At 61.9% G+C, this 19,190-nt stretch carries 18 protein-coding genes, 1 tRNA gene and 1 pseudogene; 7 read left to right on the top strand and 13 right to left on the bottom strand.

Annotation, left to right across the window (positions count from 1 at the left end; genetic code table 11):
• Positions 1-3 precede the first annotated feature (3 nt).
• Both pfkB and ptsP read right to left on the bottom strand, forming a co-directional pair.
• Positions 4-924 carry a 1-phosphofructokinase gene (gene pfkB, locus BB029_RS05510; RefSeq protein WP_065938493.1) on the bottom strand — a complete coding sequence of 307 codons (921 nt, stop codon included), beginning with the start codon at positions 922-924 and terminating at the stop codon, positions 4-6.
• Positions 925-3,783, bottom strand: a complete 2,859-nt coding sequence (gene ptsP, locus BB029_RS05505) for a phosphoenolpyruvate--protein phosphotransferase (RefSeq protein WP_065938492.1) — start codon at positions 3,781-3,783, stop codon at positions 925-927.
• Positions 3,784-4,077: 294 nt separating this feature from the next.
• Here ptsP and cra point away from each other — a divergent pair, with 294 nt between their 5' ends.
• Positions 4,078-5,073: a catabolite repressor/activator gene (gene cra, locus BB029_RS05500; protein ID WP_065938491.1), complete on the top strand. Its 996-nt coding sequence runs from the start codon at positions 4,078-4,080 to the stop codon at positions 5,071-5,073.
• A 2-nt stretch (positions 5,074-5,075) separates the two neighbouring features.
• Complete coding sequence (locus tag BB029_RS05495) at positions 5,076-5,852, top strand: TatD family hydrolase (RefSeq protein ID WP_065938490.1); 777 nt, start codon at positions 5,076-5,078, stop codon at positions 5,850-5,852.
• Here BB029_RS05495 and BB029_RS05490 read toward each other — a convergent pair.
• The 5 genes from BB029_RS05490 to BB029_RS05470 form a co-directional block, all read right to left on the bottom strand.
• Complete coding sequence (locus BB029_RS05490; protein ID WP_065938489.1) at positions 5,799-6,230, bottom strand: hypothetical protein; 432 nt, start codon at positions 6,228-6,230, stop codon at positions 5,799-5,801. The two genes, BB029_RS05495 and BB029_RS05490, sit on opposite strands and share 54 nt — an antisense overlap.
• Positions 6,231-6,355: 125 nt before the next feature.
• Positions 6,356-7,060, bottom strand: coding sequence for a methyl-accepting chemotaxis protein (locus BB029_RS34105; RefSeq protein WP_370671242.1), 705 nt, complete (start codon positions 7,058-7,060; stop codon positions 6,356-6,358).
• 1,526 nt (positions 7,061-8,586) lie between these two features.
• Entirely contained in the window at positions 8,587-9,423 is an 837-nt protein-coding gene (ampE, locus tag BB029_RS05480) for a regulatory signaling modulator protein AmpE (RefSeq protein WP_065938487.1), read from the bottom strand.
• On the bottom strand, positions 9,420-9,983 hold the full coding sequence (ampD, locus tag BB029_RS05475) for a 1,6-anhydro-N-acetylmuramyl-L-alanine amidase AmpD (RefSeq protein WP_065938486.1): 564 nt from the start codon (positions 9,981-9,983) through the stop codon (positions 9,420-9,422). The genes ampE and ampD overlap by 4 nt, the downstream gene beginning before the upstream one ends.
• Positions 9,984-10,044: 61 nt before the next feature.
• Positions 10,045-12,195, bottom strand: a complete 2,151-nt coding sequence (locus BB029_RS05470; RefSeq protein ID WP_065938485.1) for a DUF1631 domain-containing protein — start codon at positions 12,193-12,195, stop codon at positions 10,045-10,047.
• Between the two features lie 244 nt (positions 12,196-12,439).
• Here BB029_RS05470 and nadC point away from each other — a divergent pair, with 244 nt between their 5' ends.
• On the top strand, positions 12,440-13,288 hold the full coding sequence (gene nadC, locus BB029_RS05465; protein ID WP_027604881.1) for a carboxylating nicotinate-nucleotide diphosphorylase: 849 nt from the start codon (positions 12,440-12,442) through the stop codon (positions 13,286-13,288).
• Here nadC and BB029_RS33640 read toward each other — a convergent pair.
• From BB029_RS33640 to BB029_RS05445, 5 genes and pseudogenes are all read right to left on the bottom strand, one after another.
• Positions 13,289-13,384, bottom strand: a pseudogene (locus BB029_RS33640) (outer membrane lipoprotein carrier protein LolA); the annotation flags it as partial.
• A 21-nt stretch (positions 13,385-13,405) separates the two neighbouring features.
• Entirely contained in the window at positions 13,406-13,711 is a 306-nt protein-coding gene (locus tag BB029_RS05460) for a DUF6388 family protein (RefSeq protein ID WP_027604882.1), read from the bottom strand.
• A 150-nt stretch (positions 13,712-13,861) separates the two neighbouring features.
• Positions 13,862-13,934: transfer RNA gene (locus BB029_RS05455), tRNA-Thr, on the bottom strand.
• 48 nt (positions 13,935-13,982) lie between these two features.
• Positions 13,983-15,383 carry an O-antigen ligase gene (locus tag BB029_RS05450; protein ID WP_065938484.1) on the bottom strand — a complete coding sequence of 467 codons (1,401 nt, stop codon included), beginning with the start codon at positions 15,381-15,383 and terminating at the stop codon, positions 13,983-13,985.
• A gap of 35 nt (positions 15,384-15,418) precedes the next feature.
• A complete protein-coding gene (locus BB029_RS05445) occupies positions 15,419-15,829 on the bottom strand; it encodes a pilin (RefSeq protein WP_065938956.1) in 411 nt (136 codons plus the stop codon).
• A 202-nt stretch (positions 15,830-16,031) separates the two neighbouring features.
• Here BB029_RS05445 and BB029_RS05440 point away from each other — a divergent pair, with 202 nt between their 5' ends.
• From BB029_RS05440 to yacG, 4 genes are read left to right on the top strand one after another with little or no spacing between them, the layout of a single operon-like run.
• Complete coding sequence (locus BB029_RS05440; RefSeq protein WP_065938483.1) at positions 16,032-17,240, top strand: type II secretion system F family protein; 1,209 nt, start codon at positions 16,032-16,034, stop codon at positions 17,238-17,240.
• Complete coding sequence (locus tag BB029_RS05435) at positions 17,237-18,103, top strand: A24 family peptidase (RefSeq protein WP_065938482.1); 867 nt, start codon at positions 17,237-17,239, stop codon at positions 18,101-18,103. The genes BB029_RS05440 and BB029_RS05435 overlap by 4 nt, the downstream gene beginning before the upstream one ends.
• Positions 18,100-18,723, top strand: a complete 624-nt coding sequence (coaE, locus tag BB029_RS05430; RefSeq protein ID WP_027604887.1) for a dephospho-CoA kinase — start codon at positions 18,100-18,102, stop codon at positions 18,721-18,723. The genes BB029_RS05435 and coaE overlap by 4 nt, the downstream gene beginning before the upstream one ends.
• Positions 18,720-18,920: a DNA gyrase inhibitor YacG gene (yacG, locus tag BB029_RS05425; protein WP_027604888.1), complete on the top strand. Its 201-nt coding sequence runs from the start codon at positions 18,720-18,722 to the stop codon at positions 18,918-18,920. The genes coaE and yacG overlap by 4 nt, the downstream gene beginning before the upstream one ends.
• On the opposite strand, the gene BB029_RS05420 is transcribed toward yacG, so the two are convergent.
• On the bottom strand, positions 18,917-19,132 hold the full coding sequence (locus BB029_RS05420) for a hypothetical protein (protein ID WP_003171680.1): 216 nt from the start codon (positions 19,130-19,132) through the stop codon (positions 18,917-18,919). The two genes, yacG and BB029_RS05420, sit on opposite strands and share 4 nt — an antisense overlap.
• Between the last annotated feature and the right edge of the window lie 58 nt (positions 19,133-19,190).

Genomic DNA, 19,190 nt, shown 5'->3' with positions numbered 1-19,190 from the left:
CTCTTATTGTTCTGTCAGCGGGCGTACAGCGACGCCGCTTTCAAGACGCGCCAGCTGCGCGGCGTCGCGGATGCCGAAACCGATCTGTGTCACCGCCATGGCAGCAATTGCCGTGGCGCGGCGCAGGGTTTGTTCAGGCGCTTCAGACTCAAGCAAACCGTGGAGCATCCCGGCCAGCAGCGAGTCGCCGGCGCCTACCGTACTGGCCACCGTCACCTTGGGCGGCGTGGCATGCAGGGTCGCAGCCCGGCTGTACCAGCTCACGCCCGCGGCACCGTCGGAGACGACCACATGTTCAACGCCCTGCTGATGCAGTTGGCTGATGACGTTCGTGGCATCGCCCAGGGCCTCGGCGAGCTCTTCGGTATTGGGTTTGATCAACCACGGGGCAGCCTTGAGACCGGCACGCAACGCCTCGCCGCTGGTGTCCAGGGCGACTTTCAAGCCCAGACGCTTCAGGTGTTCCAACAGCCCCTGCAACCACTGCGGGCTGACGCCACACGGCAAGCTGCCGGCGACGACCACCGCATCATGGCCCGGCGCAATGCGCGTCAATTGGTCGAGCAACGCTTGCTGCGCCTGCTCACTGACCAACGGCCCTGGCGCATTGATATCGGTGACCCGGCCGTCCTGCTCGGCAATCTTGATATTGCTGCGGGTTTCGCCGGGCACGCGGATAAACGCGTCGGCAAAACCACGTTGTGCAATCAGCGCCTCGAAAGCTTGGGGATTGTCCTCACCGAGAAAACCGCCCACGGTCACTTGATGGCCCAGGTCGGCCAGGACTTGCGCCACATTCACGCCCTTGCCGGCGGCATGGGTGAGCAGGGTTTCGCTGCGGTTGACTTCACCCGGCTCCAGGTGCGCCAGGCGTACCGTCAGGTCCAACGCCGGGTTCAGCGTCAGGGTCAGAATCCTTGCCATCTACACGGCCTCCACAAGGGCACGCACTTCGGCGGGCGAACCCACCGCCAGTGCTTTTTGCGCCAGGCCCTGGGCCTCGCTCAGACTGAATTCACGCACCCGCGCCTTCACTTCGGGAATGCTGCGGGCCGACACGCTCAACTCATCCACACCCAGGCCGACCAGCACCGGCACCGCCAGCGGGTCCGCCGCCAGTTCGCCGCACACACCGACCCATTTGCCATGGGCATGGGCCGCGCGCACGGTGATGTCGATCAACTGCAATACCGCCGGATGCAGGCCATCGGCCTGGGCCGACAAGGTCGGGTGGCCGCGGTCGATGGCCAGGGTGTACTGGGTTAGGTCGTTGGTGCCGACACTGAAGAAGTCCACTTCCTTGGCCAGCACCGGCGCCAACAGCGCGGCGGACGGCACTTCGATCATGATCCCCAGTTGCAGGTCGGCCACCGGGATTTCCAGGCGCAGGCGTTCGGTCATGTCGCGGGCGGCACGCCACTCATCCACGCTGCCGACCATGGGGAACATGATGCGCAGCGGGCGGTTATCCGCCGAGCGCAGCAGTGCGCGTAATTGCGCTTCCATGATCTGCGGGCGCTGCAGGGTCAGGCGAATACCGCGTACGCCGAGGAAGGGGTTTTCTTCCTCGGCAATCGGCCAATACGGCAGCGGTTTATCGCCGCCCACATCGAGGGTGCGCACCACCAGCGGGCGGCCCCCCAGGCCGTCGAGCACACGGCGGTACTCGGCTTCCTGGGTGGCTTCATCCGGGGCTTGCGGATGGGCCATGAAAATCAGTTCGGTGCGCAGCAGGCCAATGCCTTCGGCGCCCTGCTCCACGGCGCTGGCCACACCGGCGCTTTCGCCGATATTGGCGAACACCTCCACGGCGTGACCATCACGGGTCAGCGCCGGTTCGTGGCGCTGGGCCGAGGCGGCCTGCAAGCGTTGCTCACGGGTATCGCGCTCGACGGTGGCGCGTTGCAGGGTGGCTGCGTCGGGGTCTACATGCAGGCGACCGCGCTGGCCATCCAGCAGCAGAGACGTACCGGAGGCCAGCAGCAACACCGCCGGGCCGGCGCCTACCAACGCGGGTATGCCAAGGGCGCGGGCGACAATGGCACTGTGGGCCGTTGCGCCGCCACGGGCGGTAAGGATGCCGGCGACACGCGTCGGATCCAGGCGCGCGACGTCTGAAGGGCCGACTTCGTCCATCACCAGAATGTAGGGTTCGGTGGGCTCCTGGGCCGTCTCGATGCCGCACAGTTGCGCCAGCACCCGGCGACCAATGTCACGCAGGTCGGCGGCGCGCTCGGCGAGCAGTGCGTCCTGCAGCGACTCCTGTTGCTTGGCGGCGGCCTCGATCACGCTCATCCAGGCGGCTTCGGCGCTTTCGCCTTGCTTGAGACGGGTGTCGACTTCGTCGGTCAGCTCCGGGTCGTCGAGCATTTCCTGGTGGGTGATGAAAATCTCACGGATGGCTTTGGCTTGGCTGCGCTCGATGAGGCCCTGGATATCGCGGCGCACATCAGCCAGGGCGTCTTGCAGGCGCTGGCGCTCAATGGCCGAGGACTCGCCGCGCAGGGGGTAGTCGAAGACCTGTTGGATCTGGATATGCGCAGGGCCGATGGCGATGCCGGGGGCTGCGGCAATGGCCTGGATCTGGCTGCCGCTCGGCGGTGCGCTGAGCACCGGAGCAATATCGAGGGGTTCGGGCTGCGCGCTGACAGTCGGCAGTGGCTCGACCTCTTCGCCCAAGCCTTCCTTGACCGCCGCCAACAGCGCCGGCAATGCATCACCGGCGATGGTCGGTTCGGCAACAAACTCCAGCACCTGGCCGCGCCGGGCGCCAAGGCTCAGCAGCTTGCTCAGGCTCTTCACCGACACGGCGCCCACCGGGCCGTCAACGATGCGCACGCGGATGTCGCCTTCAAAACTTTTGGCCAATTGCGCGAGGATCTTCGCCGGCCGTGCGTGCAGGCCGTGGGCGTTAGCCAGGGTGATGCGGGCGCTGGGCCAGTCAGGTGGCAGCTCGCCGCCGAGCACTTCGAGCACCGCGCGACTGCTGGTGGCGCGCCCCAATTCCTGGCCACGACCTTCAATCAACAAGGCGCACAAGCGTTCAAGCAAGGCCTGATGGGCTTCACCCAGGCTGGCCAGGCAGAACAGGCCGTTAAGGGGCTGGCCGAGGTAGCGCATGGGCTTATCGGGCGTAACAAACGCCAGGCCCGGGCGCTTGACCGTCTGCTCGCTGTGCAGCCACCACAGGCCGTCCCCCAGGGGCAGCGCATCGACCTGCTGCAACACAGCGGCAAACCCATTGCTGACGCAATCGGCCTGGCGCAGCAGGCGTGCACCTCTCCACACAAGCTCTTCGAAGTCATCGGCAGATACGCCCAGGCTGATCATCTGCGCGTCCAGCGCCAGCTCCTGGGGTGCGCCCTGCAGCAGTTTCAGCAAGGCTTCAGCCGTGCCGGCGCGACGCAGCGCCTGGCCCAGGTCGGTTTCACCGAGGGCGCGGGTGAGCAGTTGCAGCAGGCGCAGGTGTTCGTCGGATTTGGCGGCAATACCAATGGCCAGGTACACAATCTGCCCATCGCCCCAGTCCACGCCTTCGGGGAACTGCAACAGGCGCACGCCGGTGGAAAACACCTGGTCGCGGGTTTCCGGGGTGCCATGGGGGATGGCAATACCTTGGCCAAGAAAGGTCGAGCCTTGGGCTTCACGGGCTTGCAAGCCGCTGAGATACCCCTCGGCGACCAGGCCATCAGCCACCAGTTTGTCAGCGAGCAGGTGCAGGGCAGCAGATTTATCCACAGCCACCTGGCCCATGGAAATCTGCTCTACAGTGAGCTCAAGCATGCCGTTCTCCTAGTTAGTGCGATGGACGCACTAGGTATTGTTTTGAATAAAACAGTGTAATGGTGTTCCGGACTAGCTGACTGAGTAGTCAATTGGCAGTAGGCACTCAGTGGCTAACGTCGTAAAAATACGCTGGCTGAAACGTTTAATCTAGAATTTATGGCAGGTTACGCGTTAATTGCGCATCCTTGAAGGACCACTCGGCACTTGAGCTGGGACATTAGTCGTATGCAGGAATCGGTTACGATTGGACAAAATGTCGGGGCGAGCTCCAAAAAACAAGGAAATCCCGGTTTGAAACTCAGTGATATCGCACGTCTGGCCGGTGTGTCCGTGACCACCGCCAGCTATGTCATCAATGGCAAAGCCGCACAGCAACGCATCAGCAGCGCGACCGTCGAGCGCGTGCGTGCCGTGGTCGAAGCCCATGGCTTTACACCCAACCCCCAGGCCGCCGGGCTGCGCAGCCGGCATACCCGTACCCTGGGGTTCATCCTCCCGGACCTTGAAAACCCCAGTTACGCACGCATCGCCAAGCTGCTGGAGCAAGGTGCGCGGGCACGCGGCTATCAGTTGCTGATCGCCAGCTCAGACGATGAAGCCGACAGCGAGCGCCAACTGCTGCAACTGTTCCGCGCCCGCCGTTGCGACGCGCTGTTCGTCGCCAGTTGCCTGCCGGCCAGCGATGACAGTTACCGCGAGCTGCAAGCCAAGGGTTTGCCGGTGATTGCCATCGACCGGGTGATGGGGGCGGACCAGTTCTGCTCGGTGGTCAGCGACGACCGCCAAGCCTGCCAGCAATTGACCAGCAGCTTGCTGCAACCGCTGCCCAAGCAAATCGTGCTGATTGGCGCGCGGCCCGAGCTGAGCATCAGCCAGGAGCGTGCGGCCGGTTTCCGTGAAGCGCTTGACGGTTTCACCGGCGAGGTCATCGTCGAACACGGCGAAGCCTTCAGCCGCGACTGTGGCCGACAGCTGATGGAGCAACTTCTGCATCAACTGGGGCACTTGCCTGACGCATTGGTGACCACGTCCTACGTGCTGCTGCAAGGTGTGTTCGACGCATTGCATGACTTCCCGCTCAAGTCACGCCCGCTGCGCCTGGGCACGTTTGGTGACACCCAGTTGCTGGACTTCCTGCCGCTGCCGGTCAACGCCATGGCCCAGCAACATCAGCTGATTGCCGACACCGCCCTGCGCCTGGCCCTGGCCGCCATTGAAGAAGAACAGTACCAACCGGGCGTGCACGCCATCGGCCGGACCTTCAAGCAGCGTATCCACGAGGCCTGAGCGTGGAGCTGATCGACACCCACACCCACCTGGACTTCCCGGACTTCGACAGCGATCGCCGGGAAGTCCTCGCCCACAGCCGTGCATTGGGCGTGCGGCGCATGGTGGTGCTGGGGGTGTATCAGCAGAATTGGCAGCGGCTATGGGATCTGGTGCAGGCGGATGCCGGTTTGTTCGCGGCCTTTGGCCTGCACCCGGTGTACCTCGATGAGCACAAACCCGCCGACCTGACGGAGTTGGGCGACTGGTTAACCCGCCTGCACGGCCATCGACAACTCTGCGCGGTAGGTGAGATCGGCCTGGATTACTTTCTTGAACAGCTGGATCGCGAAGGCCAGCAAGGCCTGTTCGAAGCCCAGCTCAAGCTGGCAGTGGACTTCCAACTGCCAGCGCTGCTCCACGTACGCCGCAGCCACGCGGCCGTGATCGCCACGCTCAAGCGCATCCGCCTGCCACGGGGCGGCATCATCCACGCGTTTGCCGGCAGCCGGGAAGAAGCCCATGAATACATCAAGCTCGGGTTCAAGCTCGGCCTGGGCGGCGCAGCCACATGGCCCCAGGCCCTGCGCATGCATAAAGTGCTGGCACAGCTGCCGCTGAACGCGGTCGTACTGGAAACCGACGCCCCCGACATGGCGCCGGCCATGTACCCGGGCCAACGCAACAGCCCGGAGCACCTGCCGGCGATCTGCACTGCCCTGGCCGAGCGCATGGGCACCAGGCCCCTAGCGCTGGCCGAGGCGAGCACACGCAATGCGTGCGAGCTGTTCAATTGGTAGTACCGGGGTCACCGCTTGCAGGTTCAAGGTCATGCGCTGCCGATGGCGGACATAGCGCAGCACCAGGAAGTGCACCAGCAGCACCACCAATGACACGTTGAGCTGCCCGACCACACTGATCAGGCCAATCCACTCCGTCACCAGCGCCACGATCAGCACCACGCAAGTCAGCACGGCCATGCTCGGGCGTACCAGCGCCCAGTGGTCCAGCGCCTTGAAATGTCGCAACTGCCGGGGGCAGTTCAATTCCAGGACGCGCTGGCAATACGGGCAATCAAAGGGTTCTTCAATGGCGATGGCATTCAACTGCCAAGGCTTGAGTTCGAACGTGATGTCGCAATGGGCGCAGTGCCCCTTGATGCCGACTGCAATGCTCATCGTCGTGCCTCTCTTGGACCTGATTGAGTGACACAAATTTTCACTCATTCACCCGCGCATAAAAGGCACTTCAGGAAATCAGGACAGGCACTACACCAACCCAAGACCAATCCTACGCCATCGACTTACACACGAAAGGCCCCGATCAGTTGCTTCAACTCGATCACCTGTATCGACAGCTGCCGGCTCGCCGCTTCAGTCTGATGCGCGCCTTGGGCAGCATGCTCGCCGGCACGATTGATTTCGACGATATTCTGGTCGATGTCATGGGCAACGGCGGTCTGCTGCTCCACCGCTGCGGCGATCTGCTGATTCTGATCGACGATCATGCCCACGGCACCGAGGATATTTTCCAAGGCTTGCTGGACCTTGTCCGACTGTTCCACGGTGCCGCTGGCCATTTCATGGCTGGTGCCCATGGCCTTCACGGCTGCGGCCACGCCGCTGTGCAGGCGGCTGATCATTTGCTCGATTTCTTCGGTGGAATGCTGGGTCCGCCGGGCCAGGGTTCGCACCTCGTCGGCCACCACGGCAAAGCCGCGTCCCTGCTCACCGGCCCGTGCGGCCTCGATGGCCGCATTGAGTGCCAGCAGGTTGGTCTGCTCGGCGATGCTCTTGATCACCTCCAGGACGCTGCTGATGGACTGGCTGTCGGTGGCCAACTGGTTGATCACCCTAACCGACTGGTCGATCTCCGAGGCCAGCCGTGCAATGCTGCCCTGCTGGGATTGCACCAGGCCGCGGCCGTTGACGGTTTCATCGTTGACGCTGTGGGCACTGCTGACCGCCGCTGCGGCACTGCGCGCCACTTCCTGGGCGGTGGAGGACATTTGATTCATGGCCGTCGCCACCTGCTCAATCTGCATGCGCTGGCCAGAGACCGCCTGATTGCTCCGGGCCGAGACCGTTTCCACTTGGCCGGCCTGCAACTCGACCTGGCTGACGGTATGCCCGACGCGCTCGATCAAGTCATGGATTTTCGCCACGGTGCCGTTGAACACTTGGCCCAGGTCGCCCAACTCGTCGCGGCTTCGGGCTACAAAGGTAACGGTCATGTCGCCGGCGGCCACCTTGTCCATCATCGCCCCCAAACGCCGCAACGTAGTGCGCGTAGACGCGTAGAACCCTGCATACAGGTAGAAGATCAGCAAAAACACCGCCGTCAGCGCCGAGACCAGCACCACCATGTGCGTACGGTTCTGCGCCAGGCGCTGCTCCAGTTGCTGCCCGAGGAACGTCAGGGTGGCGTCATCGAGCTGATAGGTGTGCCCCATCAATTGGCTGACGCTGTCATAGAAACCCTGCCAGGGCGCGTCAAGGGTTTCGGCCATCACCACCTGTTCTTCGAACAACTCGCTGCCGTGCTTGAGGCTGGCGTTGCTGGTCTTGGCCAGGCTGTCGAGCGCCGCATGCGCGGCGTTGCTGGAGCCCAGGACGTCCTGCAATTTCAAGGCGTATTCGCCCTGGAGCTTTTCCAACTGTTGCAGCAGTTCGTCGAAGCGGGTACTGGAAGATGAGTTGAGAAAACCCTGGCCCAGGGAGTAGGCCCCCATCGCCCGGCCTTCTCCCAGGGTCTGGGTGACCTGCGGGGTGACGCTGGTGATCAGTTCGCTGAGTTGGCGCAAGTCACTCTGGGGATCGCGGCTCAAGCCGGACTGGCTGGCAACGATCTGGCTGAGCATCTGGGCCTTGTTGAGCAACTTGCCGATCAACGCACTTTTGCTCTGCAGCGAGCTTTCCTGTTGCTGGGCCTGGAAGGCGGTGATCAGTTCGTCACGCTTACCTTCAAAGGCGGCGATTTGCTCAGGTTCGGCAGCCATCGGGGTGAGGCCTTGCAGACGGGCGAGCACGCTCTGCTCCAGGGCGCTGATCTTGCCCTCAAGGTCAGCGGCCTTGCCGGACTGGCCAAGTATTGCGTTGATCTGCACCTGGTTATTGAGGGTTTCCAGGTCACGGCGCAGGACTAGGCTGCTGCCGAGCAAATCCAGGCTTTGCAGCTCGACACGGGTGCCCTGGAATTCGCGCCAGGAATCACGCACCAGGTAATAGTTGGTAGCCAGCATCGGCAGCAGGAACAGCACGCTGATCAGGCTGAACTTCATGCCGAAGCTAAGACGGTTCATCAGCGCGACGGCGGGATAGAGCAAGCTCTTCACAGGTGATCTCCCTTTTCTTTGTTTTATTTTTATTCAGGCGCAGGGCGGCGGCAGAAAGCCACTATTTGGCGCTCTGTCTGTATAGCTCAATTTGAAAGGGAGTTTTGTAACGTAAAGTTAACGGACGAGGATTGCAGCGGGCTGCTACGCAGCCCGGCGCGGGCGGTGCGACGATTCGACAAGCCCGCTTATCACAGGAGTCAGGGCAACACGGTCCAAATGGCAAAACCGGCATACCACAGCACCGCCGCACGCAGCAGCAGTTCCCACAGGCGATCCAGGCTGTTGATACCGTCTGCACCCACGGCCGGAGGCGGGATTTCAGCGGCGACCAGGCCGACTTTTTCCACCAATTGCGCGGCGCTGATGTCCCAGCTCAGCAACTCGTGGAGCATGACACGGCTGACCGCGACGAAGTTGCCCACCAGGGCAAAGCTGGCCGCCAGCAGGCGCACCGGCAGCCAGTCGAACGCGTGACGCAATTGCCCGGCGCGCTCGGCCACCAAAGGGTTCTGGCTGTGCTCACTGGCGAGCGCCAGCAGCCGATAGGCCAGCGCAGCAACCGGCCCTAACAGGAAGTACCAGAAAATCACGGCGAAAAAACTCTGGTAGGCCTGCCACAACAGATGGCCCTGGACGCGCTCCAGCAGTTGCTCGCCGCTGTCGGCGCCCAGCTTCAGGTCGCGCTCGGCCACATGTTCGGCCGCCTGCAGGTCACCACGGCGCCAGGCATCGCGAAATGGCCCCAGCCCAGCCAATAGATCGCCACGGCCCAGGCTGTAGATCACCACCAGCAAGTGCACCGGCAGCGCCAACAAACCATAGGCCACCGGTTCCAGCACCAGCAACAACAACGCCAGCAACGCCACCGGCAGCAACACCAGCAGGACCAGAATCAGCCACGGCTGCTTGCCCATGCGCGGGCTCGACTCCAACTTGGCCAATTCGCGCAACCAGCCGCCATCACGCTGCAACCGCTGGCGCAGGGCCGAGAACTTCTCGATCCACACGGCCAGCACCAACACCAGAAAACTCATCGTGCGTGTCCTCCATCCTGCAGGGCGCTGCGAAAGCGCACCCAATCAAAAGCGGGGCCGGGATCGGTCTTGCGCCCCGGAGCGATATCGCTATGGCCGCAGATACGCTGCGGCGTAATACCTGGATAGGCTGCCAGCAAATGCCGTGTCAGATCGATCAGCGACACATACTGGGGGTTGGTGAACGGCAAATCATCCGTACCTTCAAGCTCTATGCCCAGGGAAAAGTCATTGCACGTCTCACGCCCTTCGAAACACGAGACCCCGGCATGCCAGGCCCGGTCTATGCAGGACACAAACTGCGTCACTGTGCCATCGCGCTCAATCAGAAAATGCGCAGACACCCGTAGGTCGGCAATCCCTTCAAAGTAGGGATGTTCCGTGACGTCCAGGCGATTCTGGAAAAACTCCTGCACTTTGCCGGTAGCGAACTGCGCGGGTGGCAGGCTGATGTTATGCACCACCAACAGTGAGATTTCGCCTGCCGGGCGCTCGTTGAAGTTGGGTGAAGGGCAATGGCGAATGCCCTGGCACCAGCCGCTGGCGGGGTCCAACTGCATACAGGATCCTTGAACGTGACTAAGTGTGACCAGTATGCCGCGTTCAACCCCGTGGTTGCGATCACTTGCCGCGATTGAGTTGACGCAGCTTGCCCACCACCGCCGCCAGCGCCCGCTCGAACAGCGGCTCATCGTCGAGGTGATGCAGCGCGCCACGCTTGAATGCAATCGCCAGTTGGCCGGCACTCTTCTCCAGGACCTTGAGCCCGGTACGGCCGACGAAAATATAGGTGTTGGCCGGCGCCATGATCGCCGTCAGCTTGCACCGCAGGGTGCCTGCCTGGCCCTGCTGGAACACGACCCAGTCACCGACTCGCAATTGGTGCACCTTGGCCAGGTCCGGATCATCCTCCGGCAGGCCCTCGACGGGATCGAGCGGCAGTACGCTGAACACAAAGGGTTCACGCACTTCGAGCCATCCATCGCCACCCTCGGGCGGCCGGACATGCAGGGTCTGCAAGCGCACAAAAAAATCACGGGTGCTGAAGGGGTCGAATGCAGCGCTGGTCAACCCATCGCGCAGTGCCTTGAGCAACCCGGGCAACTGCTCCAGCAAGTGCACCCCGGCTTCAGTGTCTGCCGGCAGGCTGACACTCCAGATCAGCTCATCCATGGTGCGCAGCCCTGCTTGCCATTGCACCGACTGCTCGCCGTGCTTGAGGCTGGCCAGCAACAGCACCTGGCTCCAGGCCTGTTGCAGGAACTGCACCACCGCCTGCGGCAAAACCTTCCCCAGCATTCGTCGATTCAGTACCTCGGCCACCCGTGCACGCGCCGCTTCAGTGCGCACGCGCCCTTCTTCAGCATGGCGGGTGTGCTGTTCAAGCAATTCGCTGCGACGACGCTCATCGGCGGTGAACGCAGTGAATTCAGTCAGCAATTGGGAAAAAATCGCCGGATCTTCAACAAACTCATTGAGTAAACGCTGAACCACCCGCTCTATGCGCAGGTACAGGCTGTCGCGCTGGAAGTCATCGACCGGGCTCCAGCCCATGGCGGTGGTCGCGATTTCATTCAACAGGCGCCGAGCCGGGTGGCCGGGGCGACTGAAAAAACTCTTGTCCAGCACCGCCACTTTCAGCATCGGGATCTGCAGGCGGCCGATCAAGGCCTTGAAGGCGTCCGGCACTGCGCGGTCATTGAGGATGAATTCGAACAGCAGGGCGATCAGGTTGATCACATCTTCATCTGCATCCTCCACCACCCGCGACTTGCCACTCTTGACGCTGACACGGGTGAGCAACTGCTCGAGCTGGTTACACAGGTCGAAATCATCCTCGGCTTCCGGCTCCGGGACGTACTGTTGCAAGTGGGATAACAGCCGCAGCAGATCGCGGGTGGCGATGGGCTGGGGTTCGGCACTGACTTCAAGGGTAGGCGACACGCTACCACGCACAACGGTCAACAACGCCTGCAAGGCGCTGAAGGCTTGCTGGCCATTTTCGTCGATGGGCTGGTCGGTGCTCGGCAATACCTCTTCGCACTGATGATCACGGGTGGCACGGCCACAGGGACGACGGGATGGCGCAGCCTTGAGTTCCGGCAACACGCCGGTCGCGACCAGCAGTTGATTGGCTTCACCGTACAGCAGGTCAGCATCACTGAGGACGTATTTTTCAAACAGCTTGAGCATGATCAGCTTGACGCGGATCTCCACGCCCAGGCTACGCCCGGCACGCAGGAAAAACTCGCACAACAGCGCCGGGCCCAGGGGGTTTTCACGGTCGTCCAGGCGATTGCCGAGCAAGGCACTCAAGCGTGCCGTGAGTTGCGACAGCGCCAGGCCGTCGCGGTGGCGCACCCGGCCCAGCATGGCCTCAAGCGCGACGGCTTTTTCCAGGTCATCCTTGGACGTGCCTGAGGCCGCGTCATAGGACACCACCGGCACCAACTGAAGTTCACCACGGCCCGCCAGCCCCAGGTTGCCAAAGGCTTCGAACAGCCGCTCCATGAACACGCGCTCGAAATTCTTGCGCTTGAGGCGCAGGTCGCGCATGGCCTCAAAGAAGATATGGTGGTCCACGTTGCTGCGGGCCTTGTCGGCCATTTCGAACAAGGTGTCGTCGGCGTTATCGAACAGTTCCTGTAAACCCTGCTGCAACTGCTGCGCCGCCTTGTCGCGAACCTGCAGCAGCACCACCGGCAGGCGCGCGAGCGGCGATGGCGTGGCTTGTGCCTTGTTGATTGGCACCACCTTTCCGTCATTGTGCATCCTGGCCTCCTGAAACGGCGGTAAAGCGTTGGGGAAAGATCGGGTACAGGCCCAATAAGGCTGTGGATAACCGGTTATCACCAGGACGTCAAAGCTATGACGCCAATTGCAAGGCGCGAGATTATCTTGCAAATGAGTGCCGTTGCGCCAGCAAACTCTGACATTGCGCTGTAAATGAGTGGTGAGCCTGGGTTCAAACGCACGCTGCCCCTATAATCGGGACACTTTGTTTGTGGAGCCTGATATGCCGAACCTCCGTCTTGCCGACCTCACCGCTGAAATCGAAGCCAACGTGCGCCGCGCGCTCCTGGAAGACATCGGCAGCGGCGACATCACCGCACAGTTGATTCCGGCCGAACGGCTGGCCACGGCCACCATCATTACCCGCGATGCCGCCGTCATCGCCGGCACTGCGTGGGTGGATGCCGTATTCCGCCAACTGGACCCACGGGTCGCCGTGCACTGGCAGGTGGCCGACGGCGAACGTGTCAGCCCCAACCAGGCACTGTTCCACCTGGAGGGGCCGGCGCGCTCGCTGCTCAGTGGCGAGCGCTCTGCCCTGAATTTCCTGCAGTTGCTGTCCGGAGTCGCCACCCGCGCCCGGTTCCTGGCGGATTTTGTCGCCAGCACCCAGGTCAAGCTGCTGGACACTCGAAAAACCCTGCCCGGCCTGCGCCTCGCGCAGAAGTACGCAGTGACCTGCGGTGGCTGCCACAACCACCGTATCGGTTTGTATGACGCGTTCCTGATCAAGGAAAACCACATCGCTGCCAGTGGCGGGATTGCCCAAGCCATCAGCGCCGCCCACAAGATCGCACCCGGCAAGCCGGTGGAAATCGAAGTGGAGAGCCTGGACGAACTGCGCGAAGCGCTGGCGGCGGGCGCCGACATCGTCATGCTCGACGAATTGAGCCTGGAAGATATGCGTGAAGCCGTGCGCCTGAACGGCGGCAAGGCCAAGCTGGAAGCCAGCGGCGGGATCAATGAAAGCACCTTGCTGCCTATCGCGGAGACGGGGGTGGACTACATCTCCATTGGTGCGATGACCAAGGATGTGAAGGCGGTGGATTTGTCGATGCGCCTCAGTATCTGAACACCTAACTGTAGGAGCGAGCTTGCTCGCGAAAAACCTGAGAACGCCGCAGGGAACCAGGCAGCCTGCGTCATCGTTAGCGATTTTCGCGAGCAAGCTCGCTCCTACAAGCTGCTTTTAAACGACCAGGTCGTTCATCTCGCAGTATTCTTCCCATTCGACACCCAGCACCTCGGCCGCCTCTTTGTGCAAGGCCAGCCGTGCCGCTTCGAACTCTTCCGGCGTCGAGGTGTACTTGAGGGTCAGTTCCCAAGGCTGGAAGCCCTGGCTCTCGGCCTCGTCCTCAAACGCCCACTGGATCTGGTCGCGCTGATCATCGGCGCTCAGGTCCTTGATCTCTTCTTTGAGCTGCGGCGATTCCTCAAGGTATTTTTCGAGGGCTGCTTGATGCCGAACTTCCTGGGTCATTTCAGTCGTGGTCATGTCGTTCTCTTAGATCGAGGAATGGGGATGCATCTGGGTCATCAAGGTTGCGCAGATACAAAAGAGCCGGCACACGTGCCAACTCGTCTGGCCTTCAGAACCATTCTGGGATCATCTGAAAACATTGCCTTTGAAGCAGTATTGCCTTTTTGCCCGAGACAGGAATCGAACCTGCGACCTTCGCGTTACGAGTGCGCTGCTCTACCAACTGAGCTACACGGGCGGTGGGCTAAAGCTAGCACCGCATCGGGCGTCCGGCAACTTGCGCCCGTCAACGGGCAATGACCCCCTGGGCCCAGAAGCGTGGTTGCAGGTGACGACCTTCATCGCCCAGGTACTGTTTTTGGGCTTGCTGGAGGTGAGGCACATCGCGCACCGCAATAAACACCAACAGACCAACGGCCAACACAGCCAAGGCTTTCCATAGCCTACGGGCCAACGGCAGCGCAGCGCTTGCTGGCGTGCGCAGCTCATGCAGCGCCATCAGCCAGCCCACCACCAGCGCCAACCAGACCTGGGAGTTGGGCATCACTATCACGCCATCGACCATGGACTGCACCAGCGCCCCCACCAACGCCGCGAACAGGCACAAGCGCAGCAGGTCAACCCGCGCGGCGGACAGCGCTCGCTCGCGCAGCACAGCCAACGCGGCCCAGCCGCCTCGCCATGCCAACACCGCCACGCACAGCGCCGAGGGCACACCCCATTCGCTGGCCCATTGCAGAATCGCCTGATGGGGATGAGCGGCAATCCTGTTGGCAATATTGGCAAAATGCATCGGCCCAAAACCAAGCCACGGGCGCTCGATGAGCATGTACCACGCCTGCCACCAGATCGGGCCCCGTCCCGACAGCGAGGTGGTGAGGCGATCTCCGGCATCACTGGTGAGCGCAATCCCCAGGTAATCCGACAGTCCCGTGAATACCAGCCAATACAGCCACAGCCCAATCAACGCTGCGGCCGACTGCCAACCCAGCCAGCGACGCCCCCAGGGCCCAAGCAGCGCCAACATCACGCCCGCCACGCCCATGCCAAGCCAGGTACCCCGCGTACCGCCGCTGATTGCGATCATCCACCAGACACACAGCAACGCAAACACCATCCCCCGCAAGGCGCGGGAGACATTGGGTATCAGTAAAGGCAGCGCCAGCAATGGCAAGGTAAATGTCTGAAACTGTCCGTAGAAACGCTTGTTGGAAAAGCCCGACAGCAACCCGCCAGGGTCCAGTACGCGCTCGCCACTGACGAGCAGCAACGTACCGGCATACAGATACTGAACCGACTTGATCAGGCACAGCAACACCACAACCAGGATCAGCACGCGATCCAAAGGCTCGCCGCCGTGACGACGAACCAGGGCAAAGGCGACGGCAATCGCCGCGCAGCTGACAAACAGCGCCACTTCGGTAAGCGCCCACAGCGGCTGATGGGCCAGCGCCGACGACAGCACGCCCAGCCCCACAACCAGCGCCACGCCCCAGGCAGTGGGCCTGTCTACCCAAGGTTCAGTGGAAGTAACCGATAACCCATACAGCACCGCGCAAAACCCGATGGCAATTTGCATGACACGCTGTAGATCATGCCCGCCGAACGGCGCACAAATCCCGACACTCAACAGGCACACCGCTGCTACCAGGAAAACACCGCCTCGCTGCTGTACGGATAACACCATCGGCCACCTCTACTTCCGTGTGGATGGTTTAGCAGTTACGCGCCGTCGGTGCCGCAGCCCTTGCTGGCATATTTCGCTTCAGCGGTCGTCGTGCACTTCCAGCCGGTGGCGCTGCGGACCAGGGTGATGGTCTTGCCCAGCACCGGTGCCGGTGCGTCGAGTATTTCGCAGCTGATGGAGCCCGCACCCGTGGCCACATCGCCTGCCACCTCGATCTTGCAGTTGGCCGTAGGACTGGTGCCGCCGATCAAGGCCACGGTGGGTACAGTGCCCTGGTTGATGGTGTCTTCGTAACCGGCCTTCAACGCGGCAATTTCAGCCAGGCCGGCAGTGAACTTGGCCTTGGCCTGGTGGGTGGTGTACATGGGCAGGCCGATGGTGGCCAAAATGCCGATGATTGCCACGACGATCAACAACTCGATCAAGGTAAAGCCTTTCTGACGTATCACATTCACTCTCCCGAATAGAACTCATGACAAGGCGCGTCCTGCACCCCGTTTTTGCAACGGCGCCAGTGTACTCACCCGCAAGCGGCCAATCGCGCTCAAGACGCACATTCTGACATTTTTATCCCGCGCCATCGGCATGCCCGAATCCGTCACCTGACTAAGCTATAAATCTTCGACAGCCTGTATGCGGAACCGCAACATGAACAACGCTTCAACGATTTACGCCTGGGAAGGCATCAACCGTAAAGGGCGCAGGGTGTCCGGGCAAACCAAGGGGCACAACGCGGCCCTGGTCAAGGCACAACTGCGCCAGCAAGGGATCAGCCCCGGTCGTGTGCGCAAGCAATCCCTGCTGCTGCCAAACCTCACCCCATCAGTCAAAGCGGCTGATATCACGCTGTTCACGCGCCAACTGGCTACGCTGCTGAAGGCTGGAGTTCCACTCCTGCAAGCCTTCAACATCATCAGCGAAGGCGTCGACAATCGCGCTGTGCGTGAACAGGTGATGGGGCTTAAACAAGCGATCGCCGCCGGCAGCAGCCTGGCTGAGGCATTACGCAAACAACCGCGTCATTTCGATGAGCTGTACTGCAACCTGGTGGCCGCCGGCGAACAGGCCGGGGCGCTTGAGACACTGCTGGAGAGGGTGGCGATCCACCGGGAAAAGAGTGAGCAGCTCAAGGCCAGGATCAAAAAGGCCATGACCTACCCCATTGCTGTCCTGGTGGTTGCCAGCCTGGTCACCGGCATACTGCTGGTCCACGTGGTGCCGCAGTTCCAGGCCTTGTTCGCCGGAGTCGACGGCAAACTGCCGGCATTTACCTTGCACGTGATCGCCCTGTCGGCGTTCATGCAGCACGCATGGTGGATGCTGGTATTGGGCATCGTCGCGGGAGCCGCTGCGCTGCGCCAGGCCTATCGGACCTCGTCGGGGTTTCGCTGCTGGCTGGACACCGGTTTGTTGAAAGCGCCCCTGGCAGGCAAACTGCTGACAAAATCCGCCGTGGCTCGCTACGCCCGCACGCTCTCCACGACCTTTGCCGCCGGTGTTCCACTAGTACAGGCATTGGACTCAGTCGCCGGCGCCGTGGGAAACGGCCCGTTCAAACAGGCAATCGAACATATGCGTCACGATGTATCCAACGGCATGCAACTGAATCAATCCATGGTCAACAGCGGCCTGTTTCCCGGCATGGCGATCCAACTGACAGCGATCGGCGAAGAGTCGGGCACCCTGGAACACATGCTGGAAAAGGTCGCCAGCCACTATGAGGCTGACGTGGACAACCTGGTCGACAACCTCACCAGCCTGATGGAACCGTTGATCATGGTGGTGCTGGGGGGCATTGTCGGCGCGCTGGTCATCGCCATGTACTTGCCGGTCTTCCAACTGGGGAGTGCATTTTGAGCCTGCTGCTGAACGAGCACCCATTGGCCTTTGTCACAATCGCGCTGGTACTGGGGCTGATCGTCGGCAGTTTCCTCAACGTGCTGGTCTGGCGCCTGCCAAAAATGCTCGAACGGGAATGGCGTGCCCAGGCCCATGAAGTGCTCGGCTTGCCTGCCGAACCTGGCGGGCCGACCTACAACCTGATGCACCCCAACTCATGCTGCCCACACTGTGACCATCCCATCCGGCCGTGGGAAAATATCCCACTGCTCAGCTACCTGATGCTCAGGGGGCGCTGCGCCCATTGCCAGGGAGCCATCAGCCCTCGCTACCCTTTCACGGAACTCGCCTGCGGGTTGATCTCGGCCTGGGTCGCCTGGCATTTCGGCTTTGGCTGGCAGGCCGCAGCGGTGCTGGTGTTGAGTTGGGGGTTGCTGGCAATGAGCCTGATCGACGCAGACCACCAGTTGCTCCCGGATGTGCTGGTGCTGCCATTGCTGTGGCTGGGCCTGATCGTCAACAGTTTTGGATTACTGACGACATTACCCGACGCACTATGGGGCACAGTGATCGGCTACATGAGCCTGTGGAGCGTGTTCTGGCTGTTCAAGCTGGTCACCGGCAAAGACGGCATGGGCCACGGTGATTTCAAGTTACTGGCCTTGCTCGGCGCCTGGGGCGGCTGGCAGATATTGCCGATGACACTGTTGATGTCGTCGCTGGTGGGGGTGTTTGTCGGGTTGATCCTGATGCGCCTGCGCAAGACCCTGGCGTCCACGCCGATGCCGTTTGGTCCGTATCTGGCAATTGCCGGCTGGATTGCATTGCTCTGGGGTGGTCAAATAACCGACTTCTATTTGCAGTCTGTCGGTTTCAGATGACCACTCCTGTTGCAACACCTTGGATTCTCGGCCTCACCGGTGGCATCGGCAGCGGTAAAAGTGCGGCAGCCCAGCACTTTATCGACCTGGGCATTGACCTGGTGGACGCTGATCACGCCGCGCGCTGGGTGGTCGAACCCGGCCGGCCGGCGCTGGCCCGCATCGCCGAGCATTTTGGTGCCGGCGTATTGCAGCCTGACGGCCAGTTGGACCGCGCCGCGTTGCGCAAGCTGATCTTTGAGGTGCCCGAAGAGCGCCGCTGGCTGGAAGCCTTGCTGCACCCGTTGATTGGCGAGGAGATTCGCAGTCACCTGGCTCGCGCCCGCTCGCCTTACGCGATCCTGGTGTCCCCGCTGCTGATCGAATCCGGCCAGTACAGCATGACCCAGCGCATCCTGGTGATCGACGTGCCGCAATCGCTGCAGATTCAGCGTACCCTGCAGCGCGACGGCATCAGCGAACAACAGGTTCAGGCAATTCTCAAGGCACAGTCCAGCCGTGAAGACCGCCTGAACCATGCCGATGACGTGCTGGTCAATGACCAGGACCTCGCCTGGCTGCACAGCGAGGTCGAGCGACTGCACCACTTTTACCTTACTTTGCGTGGAGGCCGATCATGAGCCAACCCTTGACCGTCGACTGCCCAACCTGCGGTGCACCCGTGGAATGGAATGCAGCCAACCCTAACCGGCCGTTCTGCTCGGACCGTTGCAAGCTCATCGACCTGGGCGCGTGGGCCGCCGAGGAACACAAGATTCCCGTGGCGCCGGATGCCGAAGACGAGCTGTTTTCCGAAGACTTGCCGCCGCGCCACTAAGGCCGCATAAAGGCGTATTCCTGCTGGTCGTCGAGGTTTTCTGCGAGGTATTGCAGCTCGTCGGCCAAGTCTTCGAAGCTGCGTACGCCCTTGCTCTGCTGCACCACCGCGCTGAGCATGGCGCGCAGGGTCAAGCCCGGGTCGAAACCGATTTCCTGTGCCGCATCCTGGCTCCTGCGCAACTCCTGCCGTGCCCACTCGTACACACTCATGATTCGTGCTCCCGCCTTGCCTAGGAAAATTTCGCAGAGCATGGGCCTGCTCGGCTGC

This window comes from Pseudomonas sp. S3E12 (assembly GCF_001702295.1).
Taxonomy (GTDB): Bacteria; Pseudomonadota; Gammaproteobacteria; order Pseudomonadales; family Pseudomonadaceae; genus Aquipseudomonas; species Aquipseudomonas marginalis.
The sequence above is the reverse complement of the archived record's forward strand: the minus strand, read 5'-3'. Positions and strand labels throughout refer to the sequence as shown.